12 protein-coding genes are annotated in these 13,786 nt (G+C 70.9%); 7 read left to right on the top strand and 5 right to left on the bottom strand.

Annotation, left to right across the window (positions count from 1 at the left end; genetic code table 11):
- Nucleotides 1-86: 86 nt before the first annotated feature.
- On the top strand, nucleotides 87-944 hold the full coding sequence (locus ACWCPI_RS15755) for a fumarylacetoacetate hydrolase family protein (protein WP_451038644.1): 858 nt from the start codon (nucleotides 87-89) through the stop codon (nucleotides 942-944).
- Between the two features lie 111 nt (nucleotides 945-1,055).
- On the opposite strand, the gene ACWCPI_RS15750 is transcribed toward ACWCPI_RS15755, so the two are convergent.
- Nucleotides 1,056-1,583 (bottom strand): heme-degrading domain-containing protein, encoded by a 528-nt coding sequence (locus ACWCPI_RS15750; RefSeq protein ID WP_451038643.1) that lies wholly within the window; start codon nucleotides 1,581-1,583, stop codon nucleotides 1,056-1,058.
- Nucleotides 1,580-2,671, bottom strand: a complete 1,092-nt coding sequence (locus ACWCPI_RS15745; RefSeq protein WP_451038642.1) for a Gfo/Idh/MocA family protein — start codon at nucleotides 2,669-2,671, stop codon at nucleotides 1,580-1,582. The genes ACWCPI_RS15750 and ACWCPI_RS15745 overlap by 4 nt, the downstream gene beginning before the upstream one ends.
- 97 nt (nucleotides 2,672-2,768) lie before the next feature.
- Here ACWCPI_RS15745 and ACWCPI_RS15740 point away from each other — a divergent pair, with 97 nt between their 5' ends.
- From ACWCPI_RS15740 to ACWCPI_RS15715, 6 genes are all read left to right on the top strand, one after another.
- On the top strand, nucleotides 2,769-3,863 hold the full coding sequence (locus tag ACWCPI_RS15740; RefSeq protein ID WP_451038788.1) for an ROK family transcriptional regulator: 1,095 nt from the start codon (nucleotides 2,769-2,771) through the stop codon (nucleotides 3,861-3,863).
- Between the two features lie 171 nt (nucleotides 3,864-4,034).
- Nucleotides 4,035-4,820 (top strand): hypothetical protein, encoded by a 786-nt coding sequence (locus ACWCPI_RS15735; protein ID WP_451038641.1) that lies wholly within the window; start codon nucleotides 4,035-4,037, stop codon nucleotides 4,818-4,820.
- A 146-nt stretch (nucleotides 4,821-4,966) separates the two neighbouring features.
- Complete coding sequence (locus ACWCPI_RS15730; protein WP_451038640.1) at nucleotides 4,967-5,746, top strand: HAD-IIA family hydrolase; 780 nt, start codon at nucleotides 4,967-4,969, stop codon at nucleotides 5,744-5,746.
- Between the two features lie 147 nt (nucleotides 5,747-5,893).
- The gene (locus ACWCPI_RS15725) at nucleotides 5,894-6,421 is read left to right on the top strand and encodes a hypothetical protein (protein ID WP_451038639.1); all 528 of its coding nucleotides are present in this window, start codon (nucleotides 5,894-5,896) and stop codon (nucleotides 6,419-6,421) included.
- Nucleotides 6,422-6,423: 2 nt separating this feature from the next.
- Nucleotides 6,424-7,089 (top strand): class F sortase, encoded by a 666-nt coding sequence (locus ACWCPI_RS15720; protein ID WP_451038638.1) that lies wholly within the window; start codon nucleotides 6,424-6,426, stop codon nucleotides 7,087-7,089.
- A gap of 209 nt (nucleotides 7,090-7,298) precedes the next feature.
- Nucleotides 7,299-8,327: a glycoside hydrolase family 6 protein gene (locus ACWCPI_RS15715; protein ID WP_451038637.1), complete on the top strand. Its 1,029-nt coding sequence runs from the start codon at nucleotides 7,299-7,301 to the stop codon at nucleotides 8,325-8,327.
- An 82-nt stretch (nucleotides 8,328-8,409) separates the two neighbouring features.
- On the opposite strand, the gene ACWCPI_RS15710 is transcribed toward ACWCPI_RS15715, so the two are convergent.
- The 3 genes from ACWCPI_RS15710 to ACWCPI_RS15700 form a co-directional block, all read right to left on the bottom strand.
- Nucleotides 8,410-10,347, bottom strand: coding sequence for a galactose oxidase-like domain-containing protein (locus ACWCPI_RS15710; RefSeq protein WP_451038636.1), 1,938 nt, complete (start codon nucleotides 10,345-10,347; stop codon nucleotides 8,410-8,412).
- Nucleotides 10,344-12,326 (bottom strand): glycosyltransferase family 2 protein, encoded by a 1,983-nt coding sequence (locus ACWCPI_RS15705; protein ID WP_451038635.1) that lies wholly within the window; start codon nucleotides 12,324-12,326, stop codon nucleotides 10,344-10,346. Before ACWCPI_RS15705 ends, ACWCPI_RS15710 begins: the two co-directional genes overlap by 4 nt.
- Before the next feature lie 323 nt (nucleotides 12,327-12,649).
- Nucleotides 12,650-13,366 carry a FadR/GntR family transcriptional regulator gene (locus ACWCPI_RS15700; RefSeq protein ID WP_451038634.1) on the bottom strand — a complete coding sequence of 239 codons (717 nt, stop codon included), beginning with the start codon at nucleotides 13,364-13,366 and terminating at the stop codon, nucleotides 12,650-12,652.
- Nucleotides 13,367-13,786 lie beyond the last annotated feature (420 nt).

The following is a 13,786-nucleotide window of genomic DNA, read 5'->3' as shown; positions in this document are numbered from 1 at the left end:
AGTGGCCGTCGACCTTGGAGGATCAACCAGTCCTCCGATGGCTGCACCCGTCGGCGGGCGCCCCGCGATCGAGGGAGATTGTGACCATGAAGCTGCTGCGAGTCGGTACGGCGGGAGCGGAGGCGCCCGCGCTGCTCGACGCCGAAGGGGTGCTGCGGGACCTCTGCGGTGTCGTGCCGGACATCGACGGAGCGCTGCTTGCCGACGATGCGGCGCTGGGGCGGGTACGTGACGCCGCCGGCGCCGGGGAACTGCCCGTGCTGGATGCCACCGGGCTGCGGGTCGGGCCGCCGCTCGCGCGGATCGGCAAGATCGTGTGCATCGGGCTGAACTACCACGACCACGCGCGCGAGACCGGGGCCGAGCCGCCCGCCGAGCCGGTGGTCTTCTTCAAGGCCGCGGACACGGTCGTCGGCCCGAACGACACCGTGCTCATCCCCCGCAAGTCGGCGAAGACCGACTGGGAGGTCGAACTCGCGGTCGTCATCGGACGCACGGCCCGGTACGTCGACTCGGCCGAGGAGGCGCTCGCGCATGTCGCCGGGTACGCCGTCGCGCACGACGTGTCCGAGCGGGAGTTCCAGATCGAACGGGGCGGGACCTGGGACAAGGGGAAGAACTGCGAGACGTTCAATCCGCTCGGGCCCTGGCTCGTGACGGCGGACGAGGTGCCGGATCCGCAGAACCTGTCGCTGAGGCTGTGGGTCAACGGCGAGCTGAAGCAGGACGGCAGCACGGCCGAGCAGATCTTCCCGGTGGGGGAGGTCGTGCGGTACGTCAGCCAGTTCATGACCCTGTACCCCGGTGACGTGATCAACACCGGGACCCCGGCCGGGGTGGCTCTGGGCCAGCCCGAGCCGAAGCCGTTCCTGCGGGCCGGGGATGTCGTCGAGCTGGAGATCGAGGGACTCGGCAGGCAGCGGCAGGAGTTCGAGGACGCCTGAGGGCTCCGCCGGGAGAGCCGGGGAACTGCGGGTGGCCGGCCGGCGGCGGGCGGTGCGTGGCCGGTCGCGCAGTTCCCCGCGCCCCTGCCGGGCAAGGGCGTGCCCGTGCCGCTACCGCTTGCTCAGGAACTCCTCCAGCGCCTCCGTCACGAACCTGTGGTCCGCCAGCTGCGGCAACCCGCTCACCGTCACCGCTCCGACGATCCCGACGCCCTCGACGTTGATCGGGAACGAGCCGCCGTGGGCGGCGTAGGTGTCGGGGTCGAGGCGGGAGGAGTCCTCGAAGGTCGTGCCCTTGGCGCGGAAACGGGCGCCGACGACGTAGGACGAGGCGCCGTAGCGCTCCACCACCCGGCGTTTGCGCGCGATCCAGGCGTCGTTGTCGGGGGTGGAGCCGGGCAGGGCCGCGTGGAAGAGCTGCTGGCCGGCCCGGTGGATGTCGATGGCGACCGGGGCCTGGCGTTCACGGGCCATCTCGACCAGCAGGCAGCCGAGGGCCCAGGCGTCGTCGTAGGTGAACCGGCGGAAGACCAGACGGCGTTCCTGGGCCTCCAGCTCCGCCAGGGGCGGGGTGATCTCCGGGTGGAACTTCGGGGAGATCTCCGGGTTGTGCGTCTTGTGCGTCTTGTTCGTCGTCACAGGGCCACCGCCACTCCGTCACGGGCCGAACGGCGGGCCGCCTCCAGGACGTCCAGGGCGGATGCCGCCTCCAGGGCCGTCACCGGGTTGGGGCCGCCGTCCAGCAGAGCCTTCGCCACGGCCGCATAGTAGGCGGGGTAGTCGCCGGGCAGCGTGGGTTCGACGCGGCCGCCGCCCGTCAGCGGGGACTCCCCGGAGCCGACCCGGCCCCACATCGACTCCGGTTCGGTGCCCCAGGCGCTCGCCCGGTCCGGGCGCCGCCCCTCCCGCAGGGCCGCCTCCTGCGGGTCCAGCCCGTACTTCACATAGCCCGCCTTCGAGCCCAGCACCCGGAAGCGGGGGCCGAGTTGGGCGGTCGTCGCGGAGACGTACAGGTGGGAGCGGACGCCGCCCGCGTGCGTGAGCGCGATGAAGGTGTCGTCGTCCGTCTCGGCGCCGGTCCGGCGGACGACCGCTTCGGCGTACACCCGGGTGACCGGGCCGAACAGGACCAGGGCCTGGTCGACCACATGGCTGCCGAGGTCGTACAGCAGACCTCCGATCTCTGCCGGGTCACCGGACTCCCGCCAGCCGCCCTTGGGCTGCGGCCGCCAGCGCTCGAAGCGGGACTCGAAGCGCCATACGTCACCCAGCTCGCCCCCCGCCAGGAGCCGACGCAGCGTCAGGAAGTCGTTGTCCCAGCGGCGGTTCTGGAAGACGGACAGCAGCAGACCGCGCTCCTCGGCCAGTGCCGCCAGCTCGCGCGCCTCGGCCGCCGTGCCGGCGACGGGCTTGTCGACGACGACGGGGAGCCCGGCCTCGAGGGCGGCGGTCGCGAGGGGGACGTGCGTCTTGTTGGGGGACGCGATGACGACCAGGTCGAGCTCGTCCGCGCGGGCGAGCAGCTCCTCGGGTGCGGTGGCGAGGCGTGCACCCGGGTGCTCGGCGCGGACCTGCTCCTGGCGCTCTGGGTTGGACGTGACCACCGTGTCCAGGGCGAGGCCCTCGGTGGTGGCGATCAGCGGGGCGTGGAACACGGAGCCGGCGAGGCCGTAGCCGATCAGGCCCACGCGCAGGGGAGTAGCGGTCGTGCCGGGAGTGCCAGTCATACGACCACTTTCGCAACGCTGTTGCCAAAGTGCAAGCGCGGGAGAGAATGGCCCCGTGAAGGGTGGCGTGAACAGGACGAAGAGCGAGGCCGACGGCATGGGGGGCGGCGGTGTGAACCTCGGCGCGCTGCGCAGCCACAACACCGCGCTCGTGCTGGACCTGCTCCGCACGGCAGGCGCCGAGGGCATCAGCCGGCTGGAACTCGCCGAGCGCACCGGTCTCACCCCGCAGGCGGTCAGCAAGATCACCGCCCGGCTGCGGGAGGAGGGGCTCGCAGCGGAGGCGGGGCGACGGGCCTCCACCGGGGGCAAACCGCGCACGGTGCTGCGGCTGGTGCCGGAGGCCGGGCACGCGGTCGGGGTGCATCTGGACCGGGACGAGCTGACGGCCGTGCTCTGCGATCTGACGGGAGCCGTGGTGGCGCGGCGCAGGACGCCGCTGGACCTGGGGGCCGGCGCGGAGACGGTCGTCGAGCGGGCCGTACGGGAGGTGGAGGAGCTGGCCGCCCGGGGCGGTCGTCCCGGTGCCGTGCTCGGCGTGGGGGTGGCACTGCCCGGGCCCCTCGACCATCGGCGCGGGGTCCTGCACCGGGTCACCGGGTTCCCGGAGTGGAACGGATTCCCGCTGCGGGACGTGCTCGCGCGACGGCTGGCGCTGCCGGTCGTCGTCGACAAGGACACCAACGCCGCCGCCCTCGGGCTCGCGGTCGGCGGCGCGGCCGCGCCCGCCGTCTCCTTCGCCTACCTGCACTTCGGGGCGGGGCTCGGCGGGGGGCTGGTGATCGGGGGAGCGGTGCACCGGGGCGCCCGCACCGGGGCCGGGGAGTTCGGGCACCAGGTCGTCCAGCTGGACGGCCCGGCCTGCGGCTGCGGCAACCGGGGCTGTGTCGAGGCCCTCTGCCTGGCGGCCGTGGCCCGGGGCGACCTGGCTCAGGCGGCCCGGGTGCTCGGCACCGCAGCCGGCAACCTGGTCGCGCTCCTCGACGTCGACCTCGTCCTGCTGGGCGGCCGTACGGTCGCCGCCGCGCCGGGCACCTTCGTACGCGGGGTCGCCGCGGTCCTCGACGAACGCGCCCGGCGCGCGGGCGGCGACGCGGTGCCGGTACGGCTCGCCTCCGGCGGGGAGCGCGGCGTCGCCGAAGGGGCGGCCCAGCTGCTGCTGGCTCCGCTGTTCGGGCGGGCGGAGGGGTGAGGGGAGCGGTGCGGGGCGGGCACGTGTGCGCCGCTCTCCGCGGCCACCCGGCTCTTGCGTGCCCGCCGCCCCTCCACGCCCCACCGCGCATGCGCTGATCGAGGGGACTTCCCCCGGCGTACGGAATGGCTCCGACCGGAAGCCGCCCCCACCCGGCATGGTCATGTGTTCATGCGACTGCACTCACCCGCCGCCCTCTGCCTCGCAGCAGCCGCCCTCCTCGCCGCGGTGCCCCAGGCGCACGCGCACCCCTCGGCCGACCTGCCCGGCTGTGCCGCCGACGGCCGGGCCTTCCCCCTCACCACCCGCCTGCGCGGCGGCCCCGACTCCTACCCGGCCGGCGGCGGATTCGGCACCTGGTACCTCGACCTCACCAACAAGACGGGCAGGACCTGCACCGGCATCCACCCCGTGGTCGTCCTCGTCGACGCCGGACGCGTCCTCAAGCCGTCCCAGCCCCGCCTGGAGTTCTACGGCAGCCGGGACGACTCCCGCCCCCACCCGGTCCGCTTCGAGACCACCGACCAGGACGAGCTCGTCGGCGCCTTCGACGGGTTCCCCGGCTTCACCGTGGGCCCCCGCGAAACCGTCACCGTGAAGGTCCGGCTCGCCCTCGCCTCCGACGCCGTACCGAACGAGGTCACCGCCAACGCGGCCGTCGTCCAGCGTCACGACGGCGACGGCGACTGGGTCGGACAGTCCAACGACTACCGCTTCACCATCGAGGCCGAGCCGACGGGATCGGCCGCCGCGAGCACCGGCCCCGGCAAGGACGCCTCGGCGCACCCGGCGAGCCCCACCCCCTCGACGACGCCGGACCCGGCCCGCGACGATCTCACCCTCGCCGACCAACTCGCCCGCACCGGCCTCACCTCACCGCCCGGCGCCACGTTCGCCGCCACCACGGCTCTCCTCCTGGCGGGTGCCGTGCTGCTCGTGGCGCGGCGGCGCCGCTGAGCCGGCCGTACCCGTCCGCGACGCGAATTCGACCGAGCCTTTCGACGAAGGGAAGGAAACCACCGGAATCCGACCGTTCCCTGAAGATCGGGCCTGTGCTTAGGCTGGGGCCCACGCAGCACGTACGGCGGCAGGAGAGCGCGCACATGGCAGACCGCAAGCCCATCGAGTCATGGCTCACCGACATGGACGGTGTGCTGATCCACGAGGGCATTCCGATCCCCGGCGCCGACGCCTTCATCAAGAGGCTGCGCGAGTCCGGCAAGCCGTTCCTCGTGCTCACCAACAACTCGATGTACACCCCGCGCGACCTGCACGCCCGGCTGAACCGCATGGGCCTTGAGGTGCCGATCGAGAACATCTGGACGTCGGCGCTGGCCACCGCCAAGTTCCTGGACGACCAGCGCCCCGTCGGCTCGGCCTACGTCATAGGAGAGGCCGGCCTGACCACCGCGCTGCACGACATCGGCTACATCCTGACCGACCACGAGCCGGACTACGTCGTGCTGGGCGAGACCCGCACCTACTCCTTCGAGGCCATGACCAAGGCGGTCCGGCTCATCAACGCGGGCGCCCGTTTCATCTGCACCAACCCCGACGAGACCGGCCCCTCCGCCGAGGGCCCGCTCCCGGCGACCGGCGCGGTGGCCGCGCTGATCACCAAGGCCACCGGCAAGCAGCCGTACTTCGCGGGCAAGCCGAACCCGCTCATGATGCGCACCGGTCTGAACGCCATCGGGGCCCACTCCGAGTCCAGCGCCATGATCGGCGACCGCATGGACACCGACGTCCTGGCCGGCATGGAGGCTGGGATGCAGACGTTCCTGGTGCTGACCGGCCTGACCCGGCCCGAGCAGGTGGAGAACTTCCCGTACCGGCCGTCGCGGGTCGTGGACTCGATCGCGGACCTCGTCGACCGGATCTGACGCCCGGACCTCGCCGAACCGATCCGGCGCCCCTACGGGATCCAAACCCGGTACCCCCGCGACACGACCCGTTCGGAGCACTCCGGCCCCGCTGAGGATGCGGGGCCGGAGTCCGCGGGGGAGTCTCCGGATATCTGGAGGTTCACGATGGGATCACTGCGCGTCACTTTCTGCGCGATCGCCGCCCTCGGGGCGGTCGCCGTCAGCCCGGCGGCACATGCGACGGACGGGGGCGTCTCGGTCAGCCCGTCGTCCCCGCGCGCCGGCAGCGACGTCGCGCTGCTGGTGAGCGGCTGCCCGCAGCACTCGGCCACGGCCGCCTCCCCGGCGTTCGTGGCCGACGCACGTCTGACCGCCGGTACCGACGGCACCGCCCTCGCCGGCGAGAGCCGTATCCGCTCCACGCTCAGGGAGGGTACGTACGACGTGAAGGTCGCCTGCGGGGACGCCTCGCGCACGGGCGCCCTCACCGTCACCCGGCCGGGGACGAAGCCGGCCCCCGCCTCGCCCGTGGCCCCGGTCCCGGCGGGCGGCGGCGCCGCGCACCTCGCCGTCGTGGACGCCCGCGCGGCCGGCCCCGGCACGGCGCACACGGTGACCGGGCTGGTGCTGGCCGGCGTCGCCGCAACCGCAGTGGCGCTGCGCAGCGCCCGCCGGAGCCGACGGCCCCGCTGACCATGTCCGACCACGAACACCGCGGGCACCGCGGACGCCTGCTGATGGGCGCGGCCTGGGGCGTGCTGCTGCTGGGGCTGTGGCTGTGGGGGCGGGAGGTCACCGCCGTGCGGTTGAACGTCTCCGCCCCGGTGTCGGGCGACGTCGCCGCGGTCGGACGACCGCAGCACGTACAGCTTCCCACCGCGGTGCGGCCGTTGGAGAACGCGCTGCCGCAGCGCCTCGACATCCCGGGGCTCGGCGTGCAGGCGCCGGTGGTGGCCCGGGGACTCGACCCGACGGGCGCGATCCATCCGCCACCCCTCGACCGGCCGGGCGTCGTCGGGTGGTACGCGGACGGGGTGCGGCCGGGGACCGCCGGGGCCGCGCTGATGGTGGGGCATGCCGACACCGGGACCGGGCCCGCCGTCTTCCGCCGGCTCAGCGCGCTGAAGCCGGGTGCGCCGGTGCGGGTGCTCCGCGACGACGGCACGGTCGCCGAGTTCACCGTGGAGGACGTGCACGTCGTCGACCACGACCGCTTCGACGCCCGGCAGGCCTACGGAGCCCACCGGTCGGGCCGGGCCGAGCTGCGCCTGATCACCTGCGGCGGCCCCGTCGACCGCACGCCCCGCGGCTGCACGGCGAACGTGATCGTCTCGGCGTACCTCACCGGGACCGGCCTGTAGAGCCGCACCGGGCCGGCCGCGCGGTCGGCGACCGGTGCCTGACCGCACACCCTCTTCCCCCCACGGCCCTCGCGGGAACACGACCCCCCTGGTCAGCGGAGCTGTCCGGGCGGCTGTAACAGCTCCCCGACAAGGCCCGGCGACCTCGTGTGCCCCACGACAGGTATGTCAGGATTGAGCCTTGGAACAGTGCACCAGGGGGGAGTTGGATGTACCACAAGAGGGGGGCCTGGAGGGGCGCTCGTACACGGACGTGCGCCGTGGTGCTGGGGGCGGCACTGCTGGTCACGGGTTGCTCGTCCGACGGCGGCGACGAACCGGAGGACGGCGCCGGCGCCGGCATAGGCCAACAGCCCAAGTCCGTCGACCCGTTCTGGGTCAACCCGGACGGAAACGCGGCCCAGCAGGTGGTGGCCTACCAGAAGGCCGGCAAGAAGGAGGACGCCGAGCAGATCCGCAAGATCGCGGAGCAGCCGACCGGCGAGTGGATCGGCCCGGAGAACCCGGAGCAGGAGGCACGCGGCTACACGGAGGCCGCCGACAAGGCCGGCCGTACCGCCCTGCTGGTCCTCTACAACATCCCGCACCGCGACTGCGGCCAGTACTCGCAGGGCGGCGCCGCCGACGGCAACGCCTACCGGGAGTGGATCGACGGCGTGGCCAAGGGCATCGGGGACCGCTCCACGACGGTGATCCTGGAGCCGGACGCGGTACTGCACCTGGTCGACGGCTGCACCCCGGACGAGTTCCACGAGGAGCGCTACGACCTCCTCAAGGGCGCCATCGGCAAGCTGAAGTCCCTGAAGAACACCAAGGTCTACGTGGACGCCGGCAACGCCGGCTGGGGCCACCCGGACCAGATCTTCGAGCCTCTGAAGTGGGCGGGCATCGACCAGGCCGACGGCTTCGCGGTCAACGTCTCCAACTTCTACACGACCAAGGACTCGATCGCGTACGGCAAGGAGCTCTCCGCCAAGGTGGGCGACAAGCCCTTCGTGATCGACACCAGCCGCAACGGCAACGGCCCCTACACCGGGGGCGACCCGAACGAGCGCTGGTGCAACCCGCCCGGCCGCGCGCTGGGCGAGACGCCGACCACCAAGACGGCGGACCCGCTGGTCGACGCCTATGTGTGGGTCAAGCGGCCGGGCGAGTCGGACGGCGAGTGCAAGGGCGGCCCGAAGGCGGGCGAGTGGTGGGCCGCGTACGCCCTGCGCCTGGCCAAGGCCAGCAAGTAGGCCGAAGGGCCGGGTACGGGCCTCGGACGCCTTGGGGGCGCCCTCCGGTCACGGAGGGCGCCCCCAGGTGCGTACGGGCCCGTTACGGGACCCTGACCCACTGCGCTTTGCTCGGTGTGCCCTGGTCGTCGGTCACGAACAGCATGTACCAGCCCGACGGGACCAGGTTGCGGTTCGTCGGCACGGTCACCGTGATCTTGTCGCCGGCCTTCTTGAAGTCCAGCTTCACCGACCGCTGGTCGACGTCCGTGACATGCGTCGAGGCGCTCGGCCGGATCAGCCGTACGTTCTCGATGGACGAGGCGTGCCGCGAGGTGAAGCTGCCCGTGCCACCGCGCTTGATGGTCTGCGGGCCACCCGCGAGCGACGGCTGCGCGTCCCGGTAGAGGTACGGCGGCGTGTAGATCTCGATCCGCTGCTCGAACTTGCCCGGCTTGGTGTTGGCCTTGTCGGCGTAGAGCGAGTCCGAGCCGAAGAACATCACGCGGCCGTCGGGCAGCAGGATCGACCCCGAGTGGTAGTTGCGGCCCACCAGCGGGTCGGCGACCCGGTCGAGGGTGTTGCCGTCCGGGTGATAGAGGTGCGCCTGCAGGATGTTGGAGTCGCCACGGCCCCGGTAGTCCTCGGAGCCGCCCGACACCAGCACGCTGTCGTCCGGCAGCACCGACGCCTGCGGGTAGCGCGTGCCCTTCTCCAGCGACGGCCCGTCCACGAACTTCGGAGCGTCGTCCTTCAGGTCGATGAGCCGGGTCTTCTCGCTGGACTCCTTGGACTCGCCGACGCCACCGCCGCCGATCACCATGTACTTCTCGTCCTGCGCCGGCGGCAGCAGCACCGTGCCCGAGGTCTCCATCAGCTTGGCGTCGCTCAGCCCGGGCAGCTTGGTGAACTTGTTGGTCTCCACGTCCCAGATGCCCGGGTCGCGGCCCACGTCGTCAGGGCCGTAGCCCGCGTTCGAACCCGAGTAGAAGATCTTGCCGTTCTGCATCGGGAACAGCGCGGGGTACGTCGGGAACTGCCGCACCTTCGGCGTGTACGTCCACTTCTTCGTCTTCGGGTCGTACAGCTCGTTCTTGCCCGGCACCAGCTGGCCGATGTCGTCGAGGCCGGAGACGCTGAGGATCTTCCCGTCGCTCAGGGTGGTGAGCGTCGGGTACCAGCGGGCCTCGTGCATCGGGTCGACCTTGATGTACTTCTCGGCGACCGGGTCGAACTCGTAGGTGTCCCGGATGCCCTGGAAGTCCTTCTTGTCGAGGGCGAGCTTCTGTGCGATGCCGTACGTGTTGCGGGCGTCGGCGCCGGTCAGGCCCTGGATGCGGTAGTTGTCCTGGGTGCCGGTCTCGTACTTGGCGCCCTTCCTCTGCGCCTCGACGTAGATCCGGCCGAGACCCGGGTCGTTGCGCAGGAACCTGCCGGTCGCCTTGTCGAAGACCTTCTTCGCGCGCGGCACCAGCACCGGGTCCTTGGAGACGAACGTCTTCCCGTTCTCCTTGCCGGTGAACTTGGTGCCGGCGGGCAGCGTGATCGGCTGGTCCGGGTTCTCGTTGTGGACGATCATCAGGCCGCCGGCCTTGGTGACGTCACCCTTGAGCTTCTCGTACCGCTTCGTGCCGCCCGCGATCAGCAGGTTGCCGTTGGCCAGCTGGGTGTGGCCGGTGCAGAACAGGTCGTTCGGGGTCGGCACCTTCTTGATCGTGCCCTTGACCGGGTCCCAGATCCGCGTGTCGTACTTCTTCGCGTCGAAGTTGTCCTGGTTGTTGCCCGACCCCGCGATCAGCAGCACCTTGCCGGTGTGCAGCAGGGCCGCGTGGATGGTGTTCTGGCGGTACTCCTCGGGGAAATCGACGATCTCCCACTTGCCGTTCTCGGCTTTGTACTCGGGTCTGTTGATCTGGTACTCGTGATACTTCTCGGTACCGACCCGGTACAGCCACGGCCCGTTCATCCCGGCCAGCGCGAGTACCACCGCCGTACCTATCGCAAGTCGACGGGCGCGGCGGCGGCCTGCACGGTCGTTCATTCCTTACGTCCCCCAAGTCCACCAAGGGCGATTTGCATGGTCTGGTCGGTGCCGCTGCCGGAGGCGGCCCAACTCGGTTTGTGCTGCGGCGCATGTGCCGCGTGCGGAGCGTGCCCCGCGTGCTGCGCGGGCAGCGGTTGCGGCTCCGGCTGGTACGGCGCGGGCTGCGCCGGCACCGGTGCGGAGGGCCGCTTCTTGTCCTGGCGAAGCATGTAGCGCCAGGCGAAGATCGGCGTCGCGGTGATCAGCATGGCGAACGTCGCCCAGATGATCATCGCGGGGTGGGCGTGCCCGTACACGAAGCCGGCGACGATCGAGGCGCCGAAGATCGCGATGAAGTACCAGTGGTACCGGAACGTCCCGAACCACCGGTCGGGGCTGGCCGAATCGCCCTTGGGGGTCACCACGAACTTGCTCTTGCGGCGCAGCGCGGAGTCGATCAGCGCCTTCGCGTACAGCGGCGCCGACAGCGCGGACATCACCATGCCGGCCACACCGCCGGAGCCCTCCGGCTCGTGCGGCGAGACGTTGTGACGGCGGTTCCAGACGTACAGGCCGATCTGGAGCGCGGAGGCGTTGCCGTAGAGCATCAGCCAGATCGTGGGGTCGATGTTCACACCCGAGGCGCCCAGGCCCAGGAACAGCGCACAGCTCAGCGCCGCCAGGATCCAGTTGAGGGCGGACATCGGGTAGAAGATGATCATCATCGTGTAGTTGAAGAGCTTGCTCGGCGGCAGCGAGTACCAGCCCTTCCAGTACTGCTTGAGGATCGTCTCGTACGTCCCTCGCGACCAGCGCATCTGCTGGGTGAAGAAGTCCGTCCAGGCGCTGGGCCCCTCACCGACGGCCAGCACGTCCGGCGTGTAGACCGACTGCCACTTCTTGCCCGTCGCCGGGTTCTTGTGGCGGTGGATCTCGAAGCCGGTCGCCATGTCCTCGGTGATCGAGTCGTACAGGCCGCCGATCTGCTTGAGCGCCTTGATGCGTACGGCGTTCGACGTACCCACGAACATCGGCCCGCCGTAGCGGTTGCCGGCGCGCTGGATGAGGGCGTGGAAGAGGAACTGCTGCGACTCGGCGGCCTTGGTGACGAAGTTGTCGTAGTTGCCGTAGACCTGCGGGCCGATGACGAAGCCGACGTTCGGGTCGCGGAAGAAGCCGAGCATCCGCTCCAGGTAGTTGGGCAGCGGCACGTGGTCGGTGTCGACGGAGGCGAAGAAGTCGTAGTCGTCGCCGTGCGCGTCGAGCCAGGCGTTGTAGTTGCCGTGCTTGGTCTTGGCGCGGTGCGGGCCCTTGGCCTGGTTCCACTTGGCTATGCCCTTGCGGGAGAAGTGGTGCACACCGAGTCGCCGGCAGACCTCCTTGACCTCCGGGTCGTCGCCCTCGTCGAGCAGCCAGACGTGCATGAGGCCCCGGTGGCGCAGCTTGACGGCCGCCTCCAGGGTCTTCGTCACCATCTCCAGCGGCTCCTTGCCGGGCACGAAGGAGGTGAGGAAGGCCACTCTCGTGCCGGTCTCCGGCACCACCGGGATCGGGTCGCGGGCGACCAGCGTGGCGTGCGCGTTCGACACCACGTTCATGCAGCGGAAGAACTCGATCAGACCGATCGAGACGAGCATCACGACGTCGAGTGCGGGCAGCCAGTCGAAGGCCGGGTAGTCCCGCTCCGTCCAGTGCTCGGGCTGGAGCAGCCAGAACAGCAGGACCAGGGAGAGCACGGGGGCCGCGGCGAGCATCAGCGCGACCCTGATGCGGTGCGGCTCCTGCGAGATCAGCGAGCGGTACTGGACCCGGTACGGCTTGTTCGGGTCGGGCTGGGTGAGGGGGCCGGCCAGCCGGCTGTAGTGCTCGTAGTCGTACTTCGGCAGCGTCTTCTTTATCCGGCGAAAAGCTCCGGTCCGGGTCTGCGAAGGCACCCTGAGCTGGGTGGTCTGAGACGGGTCGGAGTTATGCCGGGCGCCCGTCGGCGTCGACGTCATGAGTCATCCCCCCACACGCAGGTCCCCCGCGTGTCTGTCGGTTCCTTAACGACTGTGTCGATCCCCCTCGACCTTCACAGGCGTATCAGTGGTGGGCCGCAGTCACCACATCTTCCACTCCTTAGACATGGAAACGCGACCTTCCGGTTGCATCATGCCCCCCTCGGCATGCGGTCATGAACGGGGCCCCTACTCCCCTTCGAAAACCGGCAACCGGCTCCTTGCCCCCCAACTGCCGCGTATGCGCAGCATCTTGAAAAACCAATCACCAGGTTCTACGTCGTGCCACATGATCGCAAGATGCGAAACGAGGTGTTTACCGGTCATACGCGCTCATTGTGGCACCTGTGGGGGTGCTGTGTACCCGTTGGGGACACGCGGGCGCGGATGTTGCCGAAGTGCTCCCGTATGGCCTCCTCCGCCCGCAGCGCCTCGCCCGACCGCACCGCGTCCACGATCTCCCGGTGCTGCCGGCAGGTGACCAGCGGATCCTGCGGCGCGCCGCCGAGATCGGTGTGGACGCGGTGGAAGGTGTCCCAGAACGCCTCCATGACCTCGCCCAGCAGCGCGTTGTCCAGCCCCCGGTAGAGGGTGGCGTGAAACGCCCGGTCGGTCTCGGCGATCCCGTCGCCGCCCCGCGCCGCCTGCTCTTCCATACGGTCGACCAGCGCGTCCAGTTCAACGAGATCCGCTTCCGGAACACGCCCCGCGAGCCGCGACACCAGCCCCGCCTCCACCGCCTCGCGCAACTGCAGCAGCTGGAGCAGGGTGTCCTCGCCCCGGTGGTGCCCGGCGACCGTGCGGAAGGCGAGGCCCTCGATCATCGGCGCCAGGGACATCGACCCGACATACGTCCCGAACCCGTGCCGGATCTCCACGATGCCCATCGCCTGGAGCCCCTTGAGCGCCTCGCGCACGGAGTTCCGGCTGGCACCCAGATGCGCCATCAGCTCCGGCTCCGTCGGCAGCGGGGCCCCGGAGGGCAGCCGGCGGTCGATGATGAGCCTCTTGATCCGCTCCTGAAGGTCACGCGCTGCCATGGCCAGAGACTATCCGGCCAAACACACGGCGGGCCCCTCGCTTGCACGAGGGCCTTCCAGGCCCTTCCGGGCCACAGGAACGACGAAGGCGAGCCAGGGTCGCGTTGTCCGCGATCATGACTCGCCGTCGTCATCGTGCGCCGCCAGGGACTCGAACCCCGGACCCGCTGATGCTGCATTTCCCGGGGGATGACCCCCGGACCCCCAGCCGCCCCTGCAGGACCCGAGGGGGGCCAGCCCAAAAGCGAAGGCCCCCCGCACTAGCGAGGGGCCTTCACTGTCTGTGCGCCGCCAGGGACTCGAACCCCGGACCCGCTGATGCTGTATTTCCCGGGGGATGACCCCCGGACCCCCAGCCGCCCCTGCAGGACCCGAGGGGGGCCAGCCCAAAAGCGAAGGCCCCCCGCACTAGCGAGGGGC

This window comes from Streptomyces sp. NPDC001920, assembly GCF_053594495.1.
The sequence above is the reverse complement of the archived record's forward strand: the minus strand, read 5'-3'. Positions and strand labels throughout refer to the sequence as shown.

Bases quoted from the DNA above. Each gene is read 5' to 3' on its own strand.
- ACWCPI_RS15755 (WP_451038644.1), top strand. From the start codon at position 87: ATGAAGCTGCTGCGAGTCGGTACGGCGGGAGCGGAGGCGCCCGCGCTG.
- ACWCPI_RS15745 (WP_451038642.1), bottom strand. From the start codon at position 2,671: ATGACTGGCACTCCCGGCACGACCGCTACTCCCCTGCGCGTGGGCCTG.
- ACWCPI_RS15740 (WP_451038788.1), top strand. From the start codon at position 2,769: ATGGGGGGCGGCGGTGTGAACCTCGGCGCGCTGCGCAGCCACAACACC.
- ACWCPI_RS15735 (WP_451038641.1), top strand. From the start codon at position 4,035: ATGCGACTGCACTCACCCGCCGCCCTCTGCCTCGCAGCAGCCGCCCTC.
- ACWCPI_RS15730 (WP_451038640.1), top strand. From the start codon at position 4,967: ATGGCAGACCGCAAGCCCATCGAGTCATGGCTCACCGACATGGACGGT.
- ACWCPI_RS15725 (WP_451038639.1), top strand. From the start codon at position 5,894: ATGGGATCACTGCGCGTCACTTTCTGCGCGATCGCCGCCCTCGGGGCG.
- ACWCPI_RS15720 (WP_451038638.1), top strand. From the start codon at position 6,424: ATGTCCGACCACGAACACCGCGGGCACCGCGGACGCCTGCTGATGGGC.
- ACWCPI_RS15715 (WP_451038637.1), top strand. From the start codon at position 7,299: ATGTACCACAAGAGGGGGGCCTGGAGGGGCGCTCGTACACGGACGTGC.
- ACWCPI_RS15710 (WP_451038636.1), bottom strand. From the start codon at position 10,347: ATGAACGACCGTGCAGGCCGCCGCCGCGCCCGTCGACTTGCGATAGGT.
- ACWCPI_RS15705 (WP_451038635.1), bottom strand. From the start codon at position 12,326: ATGACGTCGACGCCGACGGGCGCCCGGCATAACTCCGACCCGTCTCAG.
- ACWCPI_RS15700 (WP_451038634.1), bottom strand. From the start codon at position 13,366: ATGGCAGCGCGTGACCTTCAGGAGCGGATCAAGAGGCTCATCATCGAC.